The following is a 19,686-nucleotide window of genomic DNA, read 5'->3' as shown; positions in this document are numbered from 1 at the left end:
CGTCGCTTGGGTAAGACCAACGAGTACATGAGATAAATAGGGCTGGATAACTTATTGTTATGGCGGATTAAGCATCAAAGAAAGCAAATCTGCCTTGTTTGGCTATATGGTGTTATTTTCTTGCCAGTTTATGATGAGCACGGGAAAAGTGATCTGCACAAAATGCGCCAATAATTGAGAGCTCACCCGCGAGACATAATGCAGCCGTGACTTCGGCAAGTGCCTTCGCTTTTCCGTTGCCATGTAAACCGAGAATATCGAGACAGGCTTTTTGTGTTGGCAGCCCTGTACCGCCACCAACTGTGCCCACCATTATATTCGGCAACGTGACACTCGCGTAGAGATTGCCTTTTGAATCAACCTCCATTCGGGTAATACCTATCGCGGATTCAGCGACGCAAGCCGCATCCTGACCGCATGCAATATAAAGTGCGGCGAGTGCGTTAGCGTAATGGGCATTGACGCCGATAGTGCCACTCAATAAACCACCCACGGTGCTCATATGGGTAAACTGAGCCATTGATTCTGGCGTTGTATGTAGGTACTTCTTGACTAATTCGGCAGAAATCGTGACTTCGGCTGAGACTTTTTTACCACGTACAGACCGCAGAGTATGGGCATTTGGCTTTTTATCACCCGAGAGGTTGCCATCAAGAAAAGCTTGAACCGGCTTAACCGGACTGACCGCTAAAATGTGATGGAACACTTGGTTAGTCGCTATGGTCACCATATTCTGACCAGAGGCATCACCGGTGACATATTCAAAAACCAAATAGACATGGTTGCCTTCTATATTGATGTTGATGTCTTTGAGTTTTCCGTGAGAGGTAGTCGACTCTGCAATCTGGCAAAAAGTGTCGAACTGGGTAGTGACCCAACTTACGAACTGTCCTGCTTCAGCTAAGTTGTTAAAGCCAAACACTGGAGTACGGCTCACACCTTCACTAAGTAGCAATGCACTGGCACCGCCTGCTGCAGTGATTAAGTTAGCGCCACGGTTGTAGGAGGCAACGAGAGCCGCTTCGGTGGTTGCGAGTGGGACTAAGTAGTCGTCGTTTGCGTGCAAGCCGTTTACTCGCAAAGGGCCAGCAATACCAACTGGCACATTCACAGTGCCAATGAAATGCTCGATATTATTGGAATATGACTCACAATGTTCTCGGGTAAAAGGATCGAGAAGAAGGTCTTTATTCGTGGTTTGTTCCAGGATTGCCCAGCGGCGAGTTAAGTGCTCATGCGACAGTTTTGGACTTAAACAAAGGCGCGTCGTTGGCTTGTGGAATTTCGGTTCTAATGCCGATTGGATTTTACTGCTGGTCTCAATATTAGAAAGAGCGGAGTGTTGGGCGGTATTATCTAGGTTTAACTTCGGCATACAAACGTTCACTGAAAAATCGAACCAGAGATTGTAGTGATTACAGCCTTGATTACAACGTTGATTATACGTTTTGCAACAAATACCACGGATAATCTTCGTTTATACGCGATAGGTTTAATATCTTGATAGGTGTTATCACTTAATCAAACCTCCACTGAGTATGCTCTTCGATTACGGCGCTGGGCTATAAAGCCTCGGTGCTCCGTGTTTTGGCAAGTGAATCAAATTGAGATGATTCCGTCTTGCCCATTCCACAGTTAATGCGGTTGGCGCGGAAAGGCAAACCAGAGTAGGGATGCGAGCACGTACCGCTTTATGGATCAATTCTAAACTACAACGGCTAGTCATGATCGCAAACCCATTTTGTGGTTCGATGTGATTATTCGCCAGCGCGCCAATAAGCTTATCTAATGCATTATGACGACCAATGTCTTCGCGACAGGACAAGATATTTCCCTGTAAATCAGCAAACAGTGCAGCATGAAGCGCTCCTGATTCACGAGCTGCATTTTGATGCAAAGCGACTTTCTCTCTCAACCCTTCAAAAGCATCTGGGCGAGGGGGAAGAGAAGGGGAAAGCGGTTCTAGATCAGGTAAGGCTTGCTCTAACGCTTCGACCCCACAAATGCCACATCCGGTTGTCCCTGCAAGGTTTCTGCGCTGCGTTTTTAGAGACCAGAATGCTCGGTTGCTGATTTCGACTTCTGCATAATGCGATTCGTTGTCACCACCAATTTCAATATCTTTAATCTCTTTAAAGTCGTTGATGATTCCTGTGCTCAGACTGAACCCTTTAACAAAATCTTCTAAGTGCCCCGGAGTCACCATCATTACAGCTTGGCTAATCCCGTTATAACTGATAGCGAGCGCGGATTCACTGGCCAGCGAAGTTTGCTGCAGAGGGCGACCGTCTTTCATTTCACGATAGTTAAACGCGTTTGGCTGAGGCGGAGCCTGGTTAAAGTCCGACAATTCAAAATAAGATTGAGTGGTACATCTCATGAAATCACCTCACGCTCGTCTAACTTATGCGTATTCGTTGTTAATTAAATATGGTTTTTGCGATTGAAAAGCACTGATCTGTGAGTGCAGAAAAAGGCTCTTGTTTACGTTTTAGCAAGCCTAAAGGCGCATGAACGGCGGCTTCTTCAATCGGTACAATACGAAGTGTATCGTTTAACTCTTCAAGGCCACAGTTTCTAGGCATAATCGCACAGCAAAGACCGCTGGTTACCGCCTGGACAAGGTGAAAGGTGGAGTTACTTTCAATGACCGTTTGAGGGACAAGACCTTTGCTAATAAAGCTAATATCAATAGAGTGTCTGTAGTGCATCCCTTTTGATAGTAAGCCAAGCGGGATGCTATTTAGTGATTCCCACATTACTTCTGATTCGGCAAAATCAAAATAACGCTCGTCAAACAACACCCCCAGTTTTGTTGAGTCCAATTCAATAACGTCAAAATAGGCCGTGTTCACCTGGTCGACGTAGCACATACCCAAATCGAGTTGGTTTCGATTGAGCTGGTCTATGATCTGTTCCGTCGTCATTGAGAGGATCTGAAATTGCAGCTCCGGAAACGCTTCAGCGAGTGGCTTGATTAACTGCATAGGGTTTTGGCTGGCTAAAGGCACCATACCAAGCCTAAGCGAGCCGACCAGTTGTCCTCTGCAGTTGGCGGCTTCAGCTTGTAAACCATCGTGAGCCGCTAACACGGTTTTAGCCCACGCTAAAATACGCTCTCCAGCTTCCGTGAATCCTTCAAAGCGTTGACTTCTTTGGATTAATTCTAAGTCTAGTTCTTCCTCTAAACTTCTAATTCTCATCGAAAGTGTCGGCTGAGTAATGTGACACAATGCCGCCGCCTGACCAAAATGTTTGGTCTGCTCGAGTGCTATTAGGTATTTAAGTTGTTTGATATCCATCTTGGCTAACTTAACCTTGCTTTGTGAGTCACAGTAACGGGTAGCGCGATTTTAAAAGGCAATGTTTATGCGTTCTTTATCTTCATCAATATTTGAGTTACCTGTTTCTACTCTTCTTATGTCAAGAGCGAAAATGTGCTCAAAATTGATCTAAATCAAGGCTATTCCCGATACTGATTGGGGTCAAATCTAAAGTATCTATAGGGTGATAGATAATGTCTATCGTAAATCGCATCGAAATTACTGAGTCGAGCGTGAGATCTCAGTTTAAATACCGCATAAAACGAATTCTCTGATAAATTCAATTGATGAAAAATGTGATGAATGTCTTGTCTTACAGTCGTGATAGATTTTATTTATCAGCCGGTCAGGGATATCAATTGGACGCATACAAAGTAACGACTTAACCTTTGATTCAGATCAAAACACAGCATTAAAGATTGTGTCTGAACATTCTGAAACAGTAGACGGGTACCAGAACTCATACAATCTGGACAAGTAAAGTCTTACACATACAGAGCCTTTACTTGTCCAGATTGAAAACGCCCATTCATGACTCCCGCGATTTTACGCGCTTGTTTTCCCGGGCAGCCTGTTTGCTGTTGTTCCTATATACGAGGAGTAAAGTCGTGAGCCAAAAAGAAAGAATAAAAGAATACAAAGGTCCAGCTGGTGGTTGGGGTGCGCTCAAAGCCGTGACAAGAAGCTGGTGGGGAAGCGAAAATGCGGTGAAAAACATCCGCACCATGATGAAAACCAACCAAAATGGCGGTTTTGATTGCCCAGGATGTGCTTGGGGTGAATCACCAGAAAGCGGTAAAGTAAACTTTTGCGAAAATGGCGCAAAGGCTGTTAACTGGGAAGCCACTAATCGACTGGTTGATCCTGAGTTCTTCGCTAACCACAGTGTATCTTCTCTTTCTACTCAAACAGATTACTGGCTCGAATATCAAGGGCGTATTACACACCCAATGAAATACGATGCCGAGTCTGATCACTATGTTCCAGTTTCTTGGGAAGAGGCTTTTCAGTTAGTGGCAAAACACCTCAATGATCTGGAATCGCCACACCAAGCGGAGTTTTACACCTCCGGCCGCGCCAGCAATGAAGCCGCGTTTTTATATCAATTATTCGTACGTGCATTTGGTACCAATAACTTTCCTGATTGCTCAAATATGTGTCATGAAGCCAGCGCGCTTGGCATGAAAGACACCATTGGTGTAGGTAAAGGCACGGTTATCTTTGATGACTTTGAAGAAGCGGACGCGATTTTCGTTATTGGCCAAAACCCTGGAACCAACCACCCACGTATGCTGGAGCCGTTACGTGAAGCGGTGAAACGCGGTGCACAAGTTATCTGTTTCAACCCATTAAAAGAGCGTGGTTTGGAGCGATTCCAAAACCCACAAATGCCGATAGAAATGCTCAGTAATGGTTCAGAGCCGACGAATACAGCATATTTGCGTCCAGCACTGGGTGGGGACATGGCAGTGTTTCGTGGTATGGCTAAGTTTTTATTGCAATGGGAACGTGAAGCATTAGAAACCGGTGGTAAAGCCGTGTTCGATCGTGAATTCATTGAACAGCATTCTATTGGTATCGATGACTACTTAGCCGAAGTAGATGCCACTTCATGGGAGCACATCGCTGAGCAATCTGGATTAGATTTAAGCGAAATCGAAACGGTCGCTCGCATGTATTTACGCGCTGAGCGTGTGATCATGTGTTGGGCAATGGGTTTGACGCAACACCGTCACTCCGTGCCAACGATTAAAGAAGTGGCCAATGTACAGATGTTACGTGGTAACGTTGGTAAGGCGGGCGCAGGTCTTTCTCCGGTACGTGGACACAGTAACGTTCAGGGTGACCGTACAATGGGCATCGATGAAAAGCCATCTGACCAACTGCTTGATAGCATTGAGCGTCGATTCAACTTCGAAGTGCCTCGTGGTGTAGGTCACAATACGGTTCAAGCAATTAAAGCAATGGAAGAAGGCCAGGCGAAAGTATTTATTGGTTTAGGCGGCAACTTTGCCCAAGCGACACCGGACACCGAACGTACGCACGATGCAATGCGAAACTGTAATCTGACCGTTCACATTTCGACTAAGCTCAACCGTTCGCATTTAGTGACAGGTAAAGACGCATTGATTCTGCCTTGCTTGGGGCGCACTGAAATTGATACTCAAGAAAACGGGCCACAGGGTGTAACGGTTGAAGATACATTCAGCATGGTGCACATCTCTTATGGTCAGTTGAAACCTCGCTCCAAAGCCTTGCGTTCAGAACCCGCAATCATTGCTGGTATTGCGAATGCGACGCTAGGGACACATCCGATTGATTGGAACTGGGTGATAGAAGATTATGATCGAATTAGAGATCTTATCGCCGACACAATTCCTGGGTTCACAGACTTCAACAGCAAGCTTAAAAATCCGGGTGGTTTCCATTTGGTGAACCCAGCCGCTGAGCGCAGATGGAATACGGCGAGTGGCAAAGCCCAGTTCAGCGACAGCGAACTACCAAAACAGTTGATCAGTGAAGCTCTATTAGAAAAAGGTCAGAAGCCTGATCTTATTCTGCAAACCATGCGCTCGCACGATCAATACAACACGACTCTATATGGTTTAAATGACCGCTATCGTGGCGTTTTTGGGATGCGAGAAGTCTTGTTCATCAATGAAGCGGACATCAAAAAGCTTGGTTTTGAATCAGGCGACAAAGTGGACATGGTGTCATTGTGGGAAGATGGCGTAGAGCGGAGAGTGAGCGGATTCACGCTGGTTGCGTATGATGTTCCTGCTGGTCAGGCTGCCGCATACTATCCAGAAACTAACCCATTGGTACCGCTGGATAGCTATGGGGACAGAACCTTTACGCCAACTTCTAAGTTCATTGCGATTAAGTTGGAGAAATCCACATCAGATGAGATAGCGCTTATTGAAACAGAATAGAAAACTAACATAGCACTACAAAATTCGGGATAAGAAAAACGGCTGATAATCACTATCAGCCGTTTGTTTTTTTACTTACTCGTACACGCTAGTGACGCGTCAATTAAGCTTTAGCGAACTTGTAAGTGCGGTAACCACCAATCAGGTTACGTGCTTTAAAGCCATTGTTGACGAGCTGACGGTACGCGACGTTACCACGCAGACCAACTTGGCAGTAAATCACAATTTCTTTGTCTTTTGGTAGCTCGTCCATACGGTGACGTAATTGATCGACAGGAATGTTGATAGCATCTTTAATAAAACCAACACTCTCAAGCTCACCAGGGTTACGTACATCAAGTAACACCTGGTCATCAGTCAGTGAATCCATCTCATCGTAATGAATCGCGGTTGCATCACCTTTGATGATGTTATTGGCAACAAATGCTGCCTGGTTAATTACGTCTTTCGCACTGCCGTAAGGAGGCGCGTAGGTCAGTTCTAAGTGCTGTAACTGTTCAACCGTCATGCCAGCACGCTGAGCCACTGCCATCACGTCGATACGCTTATCAATACCATCTTTACCTACGGCTTGAGCTCCTAAAATTTTGCCTGATTTTGGATCGAACAGCATTTTGAACGACACCACTTCTGCGCCAGGGTAGTAGCTCGCGTGGCTTGCGGTATGAACGTACACTTTGTCGTAATCAATACCCGCACGTTTCAGCTGTTTCTCATTTTTACCGGTTGAAGCAACAGCTAAGTCAAAGATCTTACAAATTGCCGTGCCTTGTGTACCTTGATAGGTTTCACTGCGACCTAACATGTTATCTGCAGCCATGCGGCCTTGACGGTTTGCAGGGCCAGCTAGCGGCACCAATGTTGGTTCGCCAGTGACAAAATCTTTTTCTTCTACTGCATCACCAACCGCGTAAATTGAAGGATCGCTGGTTTGCATGTATTCATTGGTAGAGATACCACCTAGGGCACCGATTTCTAAGCCAGCTTCTTGGGCAAGCTTGGTCTCAGGACGAACACCAATCGCCATGATGAGAATATCAGTCGTTAACTTCTCACCATTATTAAGTGTTAGCTCCAGTTCGCCTTCTAAGTGTTGGTGCTTTTCACTTTCACCGGAGTCAAAGCTGGCAACATGTTCGTTAGGTACGAACTGAACAGACTCAAGTGCCACGCCAAGTTTTAGATCGATGCCTTTATCTCGAATTTCAGCGTGAGCAAATCCCGCCATTTCTCGGTCAACAGGCGTCATGACTTGGTCAGCCATTTCAATCAGAGAAGTTTTGATACCTAGCTGATGGAACGCTTCCATCATCTCTAAACCGATGAAGCCACCGCCTACCACAGTCGCATGTTCTGGTTTGTTCATTTGGATCGTCTCGATGATGCGATCCATATCTGGAATATTACGTAGCGAGTGAGTGAGATGATTATCAAGGCCAGGAATTGGCGGAACGATAGGGCCCGCGCCTGGGCTAAGTAGCAAGAAGTCGTACGCTTCTTCGTATTCTGAACCATCAATTAGGTTCTTAACCACGATGGTTTTATCCTGACGGTTTACCGAGACTACCTCATTCATCACGCGAACATCGACATTGAAGCGCGCTAAGAAGCTTTCTGGCGTTTGTAGTAAGAGTTTACTGCGTTCTTGGATATCGCCACCAATGTGGTATGGCAGGCCACAGTTTGCAAAAGACACGAATGGACCGCGCTCAAACATGATAATTTCTGCGTCTTCACTCAGACGACGAGCACGCGCTGCTGCAGATGCGCCACCAGCGACACCACCGACGATTAAAATCTTAGTCATTATTAACTCCAAGCTTTAGGATGAGCTGACTTACATTGTAGAGCCAGCTCGAAACATCTAGGTTATCTAAAACCAAATTTCTTTAAAAAGTAAGCGGCAGGACAAATTCCGGTATAAGCACTCTGAATTAGGTTAGCGCCAATAAACACAGTAAACCAAATGAAGTTACTGTGAACGAATACGGTGAGTAGAACCGAAACTAAAATCATAGTGCCGGCAAATACTCTTACAGCATTTTCTAACGTCATAACTCTTCTCCTTAGAACTGTTTAACTGAAACAGCCATCCTTTAATATGCTCACTATAAACACCTAAATTAGAATTGTCTAATGTTAATTTAACTAAATTCACAAAAGCTAATTTAGTGTTGACTAAATATTATTATTTAGTAATATCTAATTTAGTTTTTAATGTAGAGGTGAGTCATGAGCGATACAGCAATGGACATAGCGGCGATGAAAGGCAGCGCAGTTGAAGCCGCAGATCTACTTAAAGTAATGGCGCACCCGGAAAGGTTGATGGTGTTGTGCCAATTGACCCAAGGAGAGGTTGGTGTAGGGGAGTTGCAAAAACACTCCTTTTTGAGTCAATCCGCCTTTTCACAACACTTAACGGTGCTGCGTAAACACAATTTAATCAGCGCTCGGAAATCATCACAGCAGGTGTTCTACTCGTTAGCTGAACCGAGAGTTGAGTCATTAATTAAAGCACTGCATGGCGTTTTTTGTAGTTAAGTCGTTAAACGCCTTTTCGGTGGTTAATAACCTAAAATCAATAAATTAAATGAAAATCTATAGAGGTAAGTAATGTTAGACGTTATTCCATGGGAATCGTTGTTTGGTGGCATTTTATTGGGAGTTTCTGCCACGGTTTTGTTGTTGGTTAACGGCAAGGTTGCCGGTATCAGTGGAATTATGAATGGCATTATGTCACCGAAGAAAGGGGATTATTCATGGCGACTTCTGTTTGCAGTTGGCATGATTGTCGGTGGCTTTGTGAGTGTTTTATTACTCGGCGTAGCAGTACCAAGTACAGCAAATCTTTCAATGGGTTTGGTATTAGCGGCGGGTTTACTTGTTGGTATTGGAACCAGACTAGGTAACGGATGTACCAGCGGTCATGGCATTTGTGGCATTGGGCGTTTGTCTAAGCGTTCTATCGTTGCAACATGCGTATTTATGGCTGTTGCTGGCTTGACCGTTTTTGTTCGACTTCACCTAGTTTAAGAGAGATTCCATGAACAACACTATTTTTCGAATTACAGCGCTGGTAAGCGGTGTTTTATTTGGCATGGGTATGGCTGTTTCTGGGATGATCGATCCCGCGAAAGTTGTTGGATTTTTAGATATTTCAGGAAACTGGGATCCAAGTTTAGCTTTTGTGATGGGCGGCGCACTGGCAGTGTTTATGCCAAGCTATTTTTTACTTATCAAGCCGAGAAAACAATCAGTTAGTGGTGCAGAAATGTGCACGCCTACGAACACAAAGATCGATGCTCGATTGTTGTCTGGAGCTGCGATTTTCGGCCTAGGCTGGGGATTGGCTGGCATTTGTCCTGGTCCTGCCGTGGCGAGTTTGGCATTAGGTAACGTCAGTATTATTTTGTTCTTTGTTGCGATGCTGGCAGGCTCAATGTTTGCGAAATTGGTCATCAATGCTCGCGAAGAGAAGATGAAAACAGCCAAAGCATAAATTATGTAATCTAAATTGGAGGGAAAAGGATGCCCGGAAATAAAGAGCGAAGCTTTGTTCAGTCTGTAATGAACAGCTTTTTCCCTCCGATCATGATCCTACTGGCCTTTATGGTCGGCGCGGCGGCGTTGTGGCTCACGCCAAAAGAAGAAGATCCTCAGATAGTGGTACCCATGGCCGATGTTTTGGTATCCGCGCCGGGCTTGAGTGCTTCACAAGTCGAAAATCAAATCACCGAACCGTTAGAGAAACTTGTCAGCCAGATCGATGGTGTGGAATACGTTTATTCCTCGTCGATGGAAGGGGCCGCGCAAGTCATTGTCCGCTTTTATGTAGGTGAAAATCGCGAAGACGCGTTAGTTAAGCTCTACAACAAACTTTACTCCAATCAAGATAAAGTCCCACCGTCTGTAGCCAGTTGGTTAGTCAAGCCAGTCGAAATTGATGACGTGCCTATCGTCGTTGCAGCGCTTTATACGACGGACCCTTCGACGCTCGATCGTCATCAACTTAGAAGAATCGCGGATCAAGCGACTTTGGGCATTAAATCACTTGATGCGACCAACAAAGTCGAGGTTATTGGCGGAGAACCTAGAAAAGTCCAGATTGAACTTGATACCGTCGCAATGGCGAATTTTAAAGTCACAATTGACGATCTTGAGCAAGCCATCCAATACAGTAATGCGAAAACGCAGGGTGAAAATATTCGGGTTAATGGCCGCAATTTCACTTTAGAATCCGGACAATTTCTTACCAGCTCAAAGGACGTTGGGAATCTCGTCATCGCGGTGCTAAATGGCAAGCCTGTTTACTTAAAAGACGTGGCGAGAATTTATGATGGTCCGGGAGAGGCCACATCCGATACCTGGTATAGAGATAAAAATAGCGGCCAAGCGCTACCTGCTGTCTTTATCTCGGTCGCTAAGCAAAAAGGTTCCAATGCGGTTCACGTCGCTCAAGCAGTCAATGATAAATTAGCTCAGCTTGAATCTGATCAGTTCCCACCTCAAGTTCAGGTCGCCATCATTCGCGACTACGGTGAAACCGCAAACGCAAAAGTGAACAACTTGGTTTCCAGCCTTGGTATATCAATTTTAACCGTTGTGGTATTCGTTGGATTATTCCTAGATTGGCGAAGTGCACTGGTTGTTGGGATCGCAATTCCGATCAGTTATGGTGCCGCGCTGGGGATGGACTTACTTTTTGGTTACTCCATCAACCGGGTTACGCTGTTTGCATTGATCTTAGCGCTCGGTTTGATCGTTGATGATCCTATCGCCAGTATCGATAACATTGAGCGTTACTTAAAGCGTAAGGATTTGACCCGCACTAAAGCAATTGTTTTGGCCATGGCTGAAATTCGTAGCGCGCTATTAATGTCTACCGTGGCGATTGTTATTGTGTTCACGCCAATGTTTTTTATCACAGGAATGATGGGGCCGTACATGGCGCCGCTCGCCTTCAACGTACCAATCAGTGTGATGTTCAGTACGGTTGTGGCGTTTATGATCACGCCTTGGCTTGCGAAGAAAATACTTACTGGCGCTCAGGACAGCGGTCATTATGATATCCAATCGTCAACCATGTATCGTTTATACCGTGGAGTATTAATCCCGTTATTGGAAAGCCGTAAAAAAGCCTGGGCTTTCCTTGGATTAGTTGTATTTTTGTTTGCACTCGCCGCGTTGTTACCTGCATTACGTTTGGTGCCACTCAAACTGCTTCCATACGACAACAAAAACGAATTCCAGCTAGTGTTAAACATGCCAGAAACGTCAAGTTTTGTAGATACTTCCAATGCGCTATCTAGTTTTTCTGACTATCTGATGACGGTGCCTGAAGTGACCAGCGTGTCTGGTTTTGCAGGGACGGCTTCACCAATGGATTTTAACGGCATGGTACGCCATTACTTTATGCGCAGCGAGCCATACCAAGGTGAACTGCGCATAGTATTAGCGCCGAAAAAACATCGTTCTATGCAGTCACATGAAATTGTTACTCGTCTGCGAAGTGATTTAGAACAAATAGCGAAACGCTTTAACGCAGACATTCAATTAGTAGAGGTACCGCCAGGTCCTCCGGTTATCGCGACTATTACGGCTGAAGTTTATGGCGACGAAACTACTTCTTATGACGAGTTGATGGTACAGGCGGAGAAAGTAGCGGATCGCCTACGTAAAGAGCAGTTAGTATCAGAGGTAGATACGAGTGTTCAGGGTGACTTAGAAACGTGGCAGTTTGTGGTCGATCAGGAGAAAGCTGCGCTATCCGGTGTGTCTGTCGCTGAGGTGAATAACACGCTAATTACGGCGGCGAATGCTAAAACTCTTGGTCACATTGCTGATGGTCGGGAATTAAATCCTTTGCCGATTGAAGTTCAGCTTCGTCGTGAAGACAGAGACGATTTAAACCGATTAGAACAACTGTATGTTCGTGGAAGACCTGGGATTGCAAAAGTGGAAATGGGCGGCGCGGTGGTGGATGCTCCGCAACCCGTTGTTCAGCTCTCAGAAATTGGTCAATTTGTTAAACGTCCAGCGGATAAACCGATATTCCATAAAAACCTTAATCCTGTTGTTTATGTGTATGCCGAAGTCGTCGGGCGTGTGCCTGGTGAGATCATCGCAGACGTAATCGCGGATCAAGATACTGATCATGCCAGTGATGCACATGTTAATTGGCAGGAACGCACATACTTAAACAACGGTGCTGGTGTTGGCTGGAGCGTTCCGGAGAACATTAATGTCGTATGGAGTGGTGAAGGTGAATGGAAGATTACGGTTGATGTATTCCGCGACCTTGGCATTGCTTATGGTGCAGCGTTACTGGGCGTATTCGTGGTTATGTTGATTCAGACTGGTCTACCAGCGGTTTCTGGGATCATCATGCTCGCCATTCCATTGACGGTTATCGGTATTATGCCGGGATTCTGGATATTAAATGTCTTAAGCAATGACATTGGTAACTACCCAAATCCTGCGTTATTTACAGCCACGGCGATGATTGGGATGATCGCACTAGCCGGTATTGTTGTGCGGAATTCATTAGTGCTTATTGAGTTTATTCAGCAATCTCTCGAATCTGGCAGCAGTTTGCACGACGCACTAATCGAATCTGGTGTGGTTCGTATGAGACCGATACTGTTAACGGCGGGAACCACGTTGTTGGGTAACATCGTTATTACGCTCGACCCGATTTTCAATGGCCTCGCCTGGGCAATCATATTCGGGATTACGGCCTCAACAGTGTTTACTTTGCTTGTTGTTCCGGTGGTATATAACCTCGCATACCAGAATACCAAAGGACATGGATTGCCTCAGATGGAGGAAGAACAATGAAATTAGATAACAAATTGCTGGGCATTATTTTAATTATCTTGCTCGCGCTTCTTTTTCTTTATATGGCTGGTTTTTTCTCCGAAAAGTTACCCACTGAGCATTCTGCGAAAACCAACGTGATTGATGTTAACTCTGTACAAACGCACGAGATGATACTGACCAGTGAGCCTGTTGTTCGCGAGTTTCCGGGCGTCGTTGTCGCAGATCAGCAAGCTGATATTGCCGCACGATTGACCGCCTCAGTTGTTGAAGTGTTGGTTAAAGTAGGTGACAGAGTTAAACAGGGAGACGTATTAGCGCGCTTAGAAAGTGACGACTTAGACGCACGAGTTCGTCAGAGCGAGCAGGCGTTGTCTTCTGCACAAGCGCAGCTTAACGCCGCTCGCAAAGAGTTCTCACGCGTTAGGACGCTGTTAAACAGAAAACTGATACCACAGTCGCAGTACGACCAGGCAGAAAGTACATTGCAAACCGCACAAGCCAACTTCAACCGCTCTCAGGCTGCCGTCTCTGAAGCTGAGACGACCTTCGGGTACAGTATTATTACTGCGCCATTCGACGGTTTGATAACGCAGAAGCCGATCAATAAAGGGGATACCGCCACACCCGGGTCACTTTTGCTCTCGATGTACAATCCTGACTCGCTTGAAATAGAAGTTAACTTTGCCGAGTCAGTCATGCCTTACGTGAACTACGATAAGCAGGTTGAGGCCGTATTTCCTTCTTATGATGTGACGGCTTCGGCGACGATCAAAGAAGTGACACCGTCTGCTGATGCGAATTCACGCAGTTACACAGTCAAATTGCAATTTGAATCTCCGACCTCTGTGTACCCAGGTACCTTTGCAAAGGTTGCGCTGACCTTAACGGACGACGTGGTTCTAAGAATACCGAAAGACGCCGTGTATCAAGTTGGCCAGTTGGATTATGTCAAGGTGTTGCAAGACGGTGGTGGAGTCGAAACGCGTTTAATTCAGTTGGGCGAGTTGGACAGAGTAAGGACAGGATTGAAGCAAGGCGATGTTGTCATTCTCAATCCGCGACAGCTTTAATTTTTGTTATAACTAAAACGCCCAGCATTTTTGCTGGGCGTTTTTTTAGCTGACTAATTTGCAGAGAGTCGCACTTGCGTACTGATTGGACAATGGTCACTTAGATGGTAATCCAGAACATCTTGAGACTTAAATAACACCTGTTTGGCAGGTTGCGATCCTAGACTATCGCTGACAATGATATGGTCAATGATAGAACGGAACTGATGTGTTTTATTAGGGTTACGATTCGAACGCACTTTACATTCTGCTTGAGTATCTTTTGTGACTAATTTAGCGTTGGTATTTGAAGTCATTGTCGACCACAACCAGTCACCTTGATAAGCCAAGTTGTGGTTAAAATCACCTAAAATGGCGTACTTTTCTTGGCTCTTTTCACGCGCCGTTATCCACTTTGCCAGAGCTTCGCCTTGCTGCTTGAGCGTCTTGCATTCGCGACTGTTTTTGTAAGCGCCACTGCATCCGGCCTTTAGGTGAACTGAAAGCAGGTGAATTTCATCACGCTTATTCGGGTTTAGAACAATATAGCTCGCAAAGCGTAACTTGCTATTGCCTCGAGTGATTGAAAAATCGGAGGGATCCGATACCGGGATTCCTTTACGCACGGCAAACCCTGTGTACTGGTTTGTGTCTGAGAACTGCAAATGTTTATTGCCGGACCGAGCTCTATCCGAAAAGTAAATATCGTAGCCATTTCCCACGACTTTCCTAATCGCGGCTTCACTATCGACTTCTTGAAATGCTAATACATCAGGTTGCGAGTTACCCACATATTGATTGAGTTTGGCAAAATCGTTCTCGGTTCTTGATACTTTTCCACCGTTCATTGCTAGCCATTCAATATTCCAACTGGTTAGGTTGATTGAATTTTGAGCAAATGAGGCGGAACAAAAAACTAACATGGCTGTAGCAAAAAGTGATCGCATATTGGCTTATTTCACTCCCGTTTTAGTGCGTGTCCCTTTGTAACCTTTATCCTATAAGACCTCTAAAAAAAGCAAGTGTATTACGTACCAATTTTGCAATTTTCATTGATTTCTTTTTAATAAAGGGCATCAGCAATAAGATCGATTTCTTCTTATCCGCTACCCAGTTTTTGTTGATCAAAATCAATGTTTTCGACTGGTGCTTCTCGTTAAATACGCCACAATATATTGTGGCTAAAGAATAATAAATCACCCCATATAGTGTGTTTGTGGATAACTCTGTGAGTATGCTGGGGTAAGGAGAAGAAAGTGAAACCAATCGTAATCAAGCGTGACGGCTCAAGAGCTCCGTTCAACAGGGACCGTATTCAAGCAGCAGTCGAAGCCGCGGCGGAAAACAAAGATAAAGATGTCGCCATTTATGCTCTCAATGTTGCTCTTGCTGTCGAGTTACAGCTCAAAGATCACGATGAAGTTCACATCCATGAGATTCAGGATCTGGTTGAAAATGAACTCATGCAAGGTCCTTATAAGTCTCTGGCACGTTCTTACATCGAGTACCGCCATGATCGCGATATTGCTCGTGAGAAACAAAGCTTCCTAACTCGTGAAATTGAAGGTCTGATTGAAGAAAGTAATCTCGACCTTATCAATGAAAACGCGAACAAAGATGGCAAAGTTATCCCGACTCAACGTGACTTGCTGGCTGGTATCGTTGCGAAACACTACGCGAAAACTCACATTCTTCCTCGCGATGTCGTACAAGCGCATGAAGTGGGTGACATTCATTACCACGATCTAGATTACGCACCATTCTTCCCGATGTTTAACTGCATGCTGATCGACCTGAAAGGCATGCTGACACACGGCTTCAAAATGGGAAATGCGGAAATTGATACGCCGAAATCGATATCCACAGCAACCGCAGTCACGGCGCAGATCATTGCACAAGTTGCGAGCCATATTTACGGCGGCACAACGATCAACCGTATCGATGAAGTATTGGCCCCTTACGTAATGACAAGTTACGAGAAGCATCTAAAGATTGCCAAAGAGTGGGACATTGCTGAGCCGGAAGAGTTTGCAAAAGCGCGTACAGAGAAAGAGTGTTACGACGCTTTCCAATCGCTTGAGTACGAAGTAAACACGTTACATACCGCAAATGGGCAAACGCCATTCGTTACGTTTGGCTTCGGTTTAGGTACAAGCTGGGCATCTCGTTTGATCCAGAAATCGATTCTAAAAAACCGCATTGCGGGGCTTGGCAAAAATCGCAAAACGGCCGTGTTCCCAAAACTGGTATTCGGCATTAAAGACGGTCTGAACCACAAAGCTGAAGATCCAAACTACGACATTAAACAACTTGCGCTTGAGTGTGCCTCTAAACGTATGTATCCAGATATTCTGAACTACGACAAAGTGGTTGAAGTGACGGGGTCATTCAAAACGCCGATGGGTTGCAGAAGTTTCTTGGGTACTTATGAAGAAGACGGCGAGCTAATCCATGAAGGTCGTAACAACCTTGGTGTTGTGAGCTTGAACCTACCTCGCATTGCCATTCGTGCCAAAGGAAGCGAGAAGAAGTTCTACGAGCTTCTAGATGATCGCCTTCGTCTAGCGCGCAGAGCGTTAGAAACTCGCATTACGCGCCTGGAAAACGTCAAAGCACGCGTAGCACCAATCCTTTATATGGAAGGAGCATGTGGTGTTCGTCTGAAAGCGGATGACTCTATTGCTGAGATCTTCAAACATGGTCGTGCTTCAATTTCACTGGGCTATATCGGTGTGCATGAAACGATTAACGCACTGTTTGGCAACGAAGCGCACGTGTACGACGATGCGGTCTTACGTGAAAAAGCGGTTGAGGTGATCAAACACCTAAAAGATGCAGTAAATCAGTGGGCAGACGAAACAGGCTATGGTTTCAGTCTATATGCGACACCGAGTGAAAACTTATGTAGCCGTTTCTGTCGTATTGACACTAAAGAGTTCGGTGTGATCGAAGGGGTAACAGATAAAGGTTACTACACCAACAGCTTCCACTTAGATGTAGAGAAGAAGGTGAACCCATACGACAAGATTGACTTTGAAATGCCGTACCCAGAAATCTCGAGCGGTGGTTTTATCTGTTATGGTGAATTCCCCAACATGCAGCGCAACGTTGAAGCGTTAGAAAACGTATGGGATTACAGCTATACCAGAGTACCTTACTACGGCACTAATACGCCTATCGATGAATGTTACGAGTGTAGTTACACTGGTGAATTTGAATGTACCAGTAAAGGTTTTACCTGCCCAAGCTGTGGTAACCATGATTCAACTAAAGTATCGGTAACACGCCGTGTGTGCGGTTACCTTGGTAGCCCTGATGCACGTCCGTTTAACTTCGGTAAACAGGAAGAAGTGAAGCGCCGAGTAAAGCACCTTTAATCAGTAACTGAAACTGCATACAGAAAATCAACCTGTTTCGGGTTGATTTTCTGTTTTCACAAACCTAATGAGACACGACAATGAATTACCACCAATACTATCCAATTGATGTTGTAAATGGACCGGGTACGCGCTGTACGCTGTTTGTTTCTGGTTGTATTCACCAATGTCGCGGTTGTTATAATCAATCGACCTGGCGTGTGGATTCTGGGCATGTATTTACTCAAGAACTTGAAGACAAAATCATTGCTGATCTCAATGACACGCGAATTAAGCGCCGGGGTTTGTCGTTGTCGGGGGGAGATCCGCTCCATCCGGAAAATGTACCTTACATCCTAAAATTGGTTAAGCGTGTGAGAGAAGAGTGTGCGGGTAAAGATATCTGGGTTTGGACAGGTTACACTTTAGCTGAGCTTGACGATGCACAAAGAGAAGTAACCCAATACATCGATGTGCTTATCGATGGTAAGTTTGAGCAAGATAAAAAAGATTTGAATTTGGAATGGCGCGGCAGCTCCAATCAAGTCATACACCATTTTGATCACGCTTAAATAAGAGACAAACTGGCTGGAAAATAGAAAAGGCACATTCATGAGTTGAGAATGTGCCTTTTGGGAGAGCTCTTTGTTGGCTGTTGAAACCTTTGGTTACGCGGTCACCATATCCTCGTCATCAACCATGTTGTTTATCCAGCGCTTAGACTGAATACGATGAGTCGTCAGTAAACCTTTCACAAGTTCTTCGACAATCAGTGACATCAGCACGTAATGTAGAGGCAATCCTAAAACCATGCCTGTGTAATAGGTAAGAGGGATACCAATTGCCCACTGACCAAAGGTGTCGATAAAAATACTGTACCGAATATCGGCGCCGCTTTTGAGTACGCCACCAATTCCCACCATATTGAACACGCGAAAAATCATTCCTAGTGCCATAACAAGGCAGACGTTAAGCGCCATTTCTTTGTTGGAAAGTGGAGTAAATTCCAATAGCCCGTATATCCACGGCGAACACATCCACACTAACAGAAACAAGATTATCGCTAACCCTGAGCTGGTTAAAACATACCACCACGCGGTTTTTTCAACTCTGTCAAATTGTCTTGACCCGATATCGTTGCCCAGGAGAACCGATGCGGCGACAGCAAATCCCATAAACGCGGATATCAATACGCCTTCTATTGGCGATAGGAATGAGATAATCGCCAACTCCGACACCCCAAGTTGACCATATAAGATGCTGTAGACGATTAGTCCGCCAGTCCATAATGAATCATGGACGAGCATAGGCAGTGATATTTTGAAATACTTCTTGCGATAAGGCTTAAGCGCACCTTGAGCCCAATCGAACTTTGTTGGTAGGTAGTGAGAGTATCGTTTTCGAAAGAAATACACCATAACTGCTGCTTGAAAAAAGCGGGAGATAAGCGTCCCTACTGCAGCTCCAAACACTCCCCACTGAGGGAATCCCAACAAACCAAAAATCAATACCGCGTTAAGAATAATATTGACGATGATGGCCAGAATACTTACATGTGTCGCTAGTTTTGCTTGACCAACTGAACGCAGTACAGACTCTATAGGAACGAGAATTGCTGTACCAATAAGGCTTATTCCGGTAACCACCAAGTAGTCGCGAGCATAGTTAACGTACTCGGCATCCTTGGACATGAACGAAACGATTTCATGATCAAAAACCAGATAAATGATAATAAACGGGACAGTAACAACGATTGAAATAAACCAAGACTGAGCCAGAGTCCTGCGTATTCCGTCAATGTTACCCGACCCATAATACTGGGAAGACAACACCGTTACCGCACCACAAAGCCCTAGTAGCACTGCAAGGTTGAAGAAAAAGATACGGTTGCCGACACCGACAGCCGCAGTCGCGGATTCACCTAATTGACTCACCATAAAAATATCGACAACGCCTAATAACGCAAATAGCGTGGATTGAAGCGAAACAGGGAGGGCGATTGAAATAAGCCGCTTCCAAAATGCTTTGTTGATGTACTCACTTGTTAAGAGCATCGCATTTCTCCATTAAGAATAATGCGAGTAGTTTATCCCCATGATTTCGCGTTGTATTTTTCAAAGGCATCCAATAGTTTTGCAAAACTCTCAAGTAATTTGAGCCGTTATATCAAATGTTGCCAAGACGTAATAAATACAGTGTGAGACAT

Annotated in this window: 15 protein-coding genes; 8 read left to right on the top strand and 7 right to left on the bottom strand. The window is 45.1% G+C overall.

What is annotated here, in order from left to right:
• Positions 1-112 precede the first annotated feature (112 nt).
• The 3 genes from DBX26_RS16835 to DBX26_RS16825 form a co-directional block, all read right to left on the bottom strand.
• Positions 113-1,375 (bottom strand): hydroxymethylglutaryl-CoA reductase, encoded by a 1,263-nt coding sequence (locus DBX26_RS16835; protein WP_118120096.1) that lies wholly within the window; start codon positions 1,373-1,375, stop codon positions 113-115.
• Between the two features lie 174 nt (positions 1,376-1,549).
• Positions 1,550-2,380 (bottom strand): formate dehydrogenase accessory sulfurtransferase FdhD, encoded by an 831-nt coding sequence (gene fdhD / locus DBX26_RS16830; RefSeq protein WP_014234191.1) that lies wholly within the window; start codon positions 2,378-2,380, stop codon positions 1,550-1,552.
• Positions 2,381-2,420: 40 nt separating this feature from the next.
• Positions 2,421-3,302, bottom strand: a complete 882-nt coding sequence (locus tag DBX26_RS16825) for a LysR family transcriptional regulator (RefSeq protein ID WP_020334848.1) — start codon at positions 3,300-3,302, stop codon at positions 2,421-2,423.
• A gap of 629 nt (positions 3,303-3,931) precedes the next feature.
• On the opposite strand from DBX26_RS16825, the gene DBX26_RS16820 reads away from it, so the two are divergent.
• On the top strand, positions 3,932-6,256 hold the full coding sequence (locus DBX26_RS16820; RefSeq protein ID WP_065301145.1) for an FdhF/YdeP family oxidoreductase: 2,325 nt from the start codon (positions 3,932-3,934) through the stop codon (positions 6,254-6,256).
• 103 nt (positions 6,257-6,359) lie between these two features.
• Here DBX26_RS16820 and DBX26_RS16815 read toward each other — a convergent pair whose 3' ends face one another.
• Together DBX26_RS16815 and DBX26_RS16810 are read right to left on the bottom strand one after the other, a co-directional pair.
• Positions 6,360-8,063, bottom strand: a complete 1,704-nt coding sequence (locus tag DBX26_RS16815) for an FAD-dependent oxidoreductase (RefSeq protein WP_118120094.1) — start codon at positions 8,061-8,063, stop codon at positions 6,360-6,362.
• A 62-nt stretch (positions 8,064-8,125) separates the two neighbouring features.
• On the bottom strand, positions 8,126-8,311 hold the full coding sequence (locus DBX26_RS16810) for a DUF2892 domain-containing protein (RefSeq protein WP_014234195.1): 186 nt from the start codon (positions 8,309-8,311) through the stop codon (positions 8,126-8,128).
• 177 nt (positions 8,312-8,488) lie between these two features.
• On the opposite strand from DBX26_RS16810, the gene DBX26_RS16805 reads away from it, so the two are divergent.
• From DBX26_RS16805 to DBX26_RS16785, 5 genes are all read left to right on the top strand, one after another.
• Complete coding sequence (locus DBX26_RS16805) at positions 8,489-8,797, top strand: metalloregulator ArsR/SmtB family transcription factor (RefSeq protein ID WP_014234196.1); 309 nt, start codon at positions 8,489-8,491, stop codon at positions 8,795-8,797.
• A gap of 72 nt (positions 8,798-8,869) precedes the next feature.
• Positions 8,870-9,289: a YeeE/YedE family protein gene (locus DBX26_RS16800; protein WP_020334851.1), complete on the top strand. Its 420-nt coding sequence runs from the start codon at positions 8,870-8,872 to the stop codon at positions 9,287-9,289.
• A 10-nt stretch (positions 9,290-9,299) separates the two neighbouring features.
• Positions 9,300-9,755, top strand: a complete 456-nt coding sequence (locus DBX26_RS16795; RefSeq protein ID WP_020334852.1) for a YeeE/YedE family protein — start codon at positions 9,300-9,302, stop codon at positions 9,753-9,755.
• A 29-nt stretch (positions 9,756-9,784) separates the two neighbouring features.
• Complete coding sequence (locus tag DBX26_RS16790; RefSeq protein WP_118120092.1) at positions 9,785-13,093, top strand: efflux RND transporter permease subunit; 3,309 nt, start codon at positions 9,785-9,787, stop codon at positions 13,091-13,093.
• Complete coding sequence (locus DBX26_RS16785) at positions 13,090-14,145, top strand: efflux RND transporter periplasmic adaptor subunit (RefSeq protein ID WP_118120090.1); 1,056 nt, start codon at positions 13,090-13,092, stop codon at positions 14,143-14,145. Before DBX26_RS16790 ends, DBX26_RS16785 begins: the two co-directional genes overlap by 4 nt.
• 53 nt (positions 14,146-14,198) lie before the next feature.
• Here the strand turns inward: DBX26_RS16785 and DBX26_RS16780 are convergent, their stop codons facing one another.
• A complete protein-coding gene (locus DBX26_RS16780) occupies positions 14,199-15,071 on the bottom strand; it encodes an endonuclease/exonuclease/phosphatase family protein (RefSeq protein ID WP_118120088.1) in 873 nt (290 codons plus the stop codon).
• Between the two features lie 309 nt (positions 15,072-15,380).
• Here DBX26_RS16780 and nrdD point away from each other — a divergent pair, with 309 nt between their 5' ends.
• Positions 15,381-17,501 carry an anaerobic ribonucleoside-triphosphate reductase gene (gene nrdD, locus DBX26_RS16770; protein ID WP_065298605.1) on the top strand — a complete coding sequence of 707 codons (2,121 nt, stop codon included), beginning with the start codon at positions 15,381-15,383 and terminating at the stop codon, positions 17,499-17,501.
• 80 nt (positions 17,502-17,581) lie between these two features.
• A complete protein-coding gene (nrdG, locus tag DBX26_RS16765) occupies positions 17,582-18,052 on the top strand; it encodes an anaerobic ribonucleoside-triphosphate reductase-activating protein (protein ID WP_118120087.1) in 471 nt (156 codons plus the stop codon).
• Between the two features lie 96 nt (positions 18,053-18,148).
• On the opposite strand, the gene DBX26_RS16760 is transcribed toward nrdG, so the two are convergent.
• Positions 18,149-19,534: an MATE family efflux transporter gene (locus tag DBX26_RS16760; RefSeq protein ID WP_118120085.1), complete on the bottom strand. Its 1,386-nt coding sequence runs from the start codon at positions 19,532-19,534 to the stop codon at positions 18,149-18,151.
• Positions 19,535-19,686: the final 152 nt, after the last annotated feature.

The organism is Vibrio sp. dhg (assembly GCF_003443775.1).
Lineage (GTDB): Bacteria > Pseudomonadota > Gammaproteobacteria > Enterobacterales > Vibrionaceae > Vibrio > Vibrio natriegens.
The sequence above is the reverse complement of the archived record's forward strand: the minus strand, read 5'-3'. Positions and strand labels throughout refer to the sequence as shown.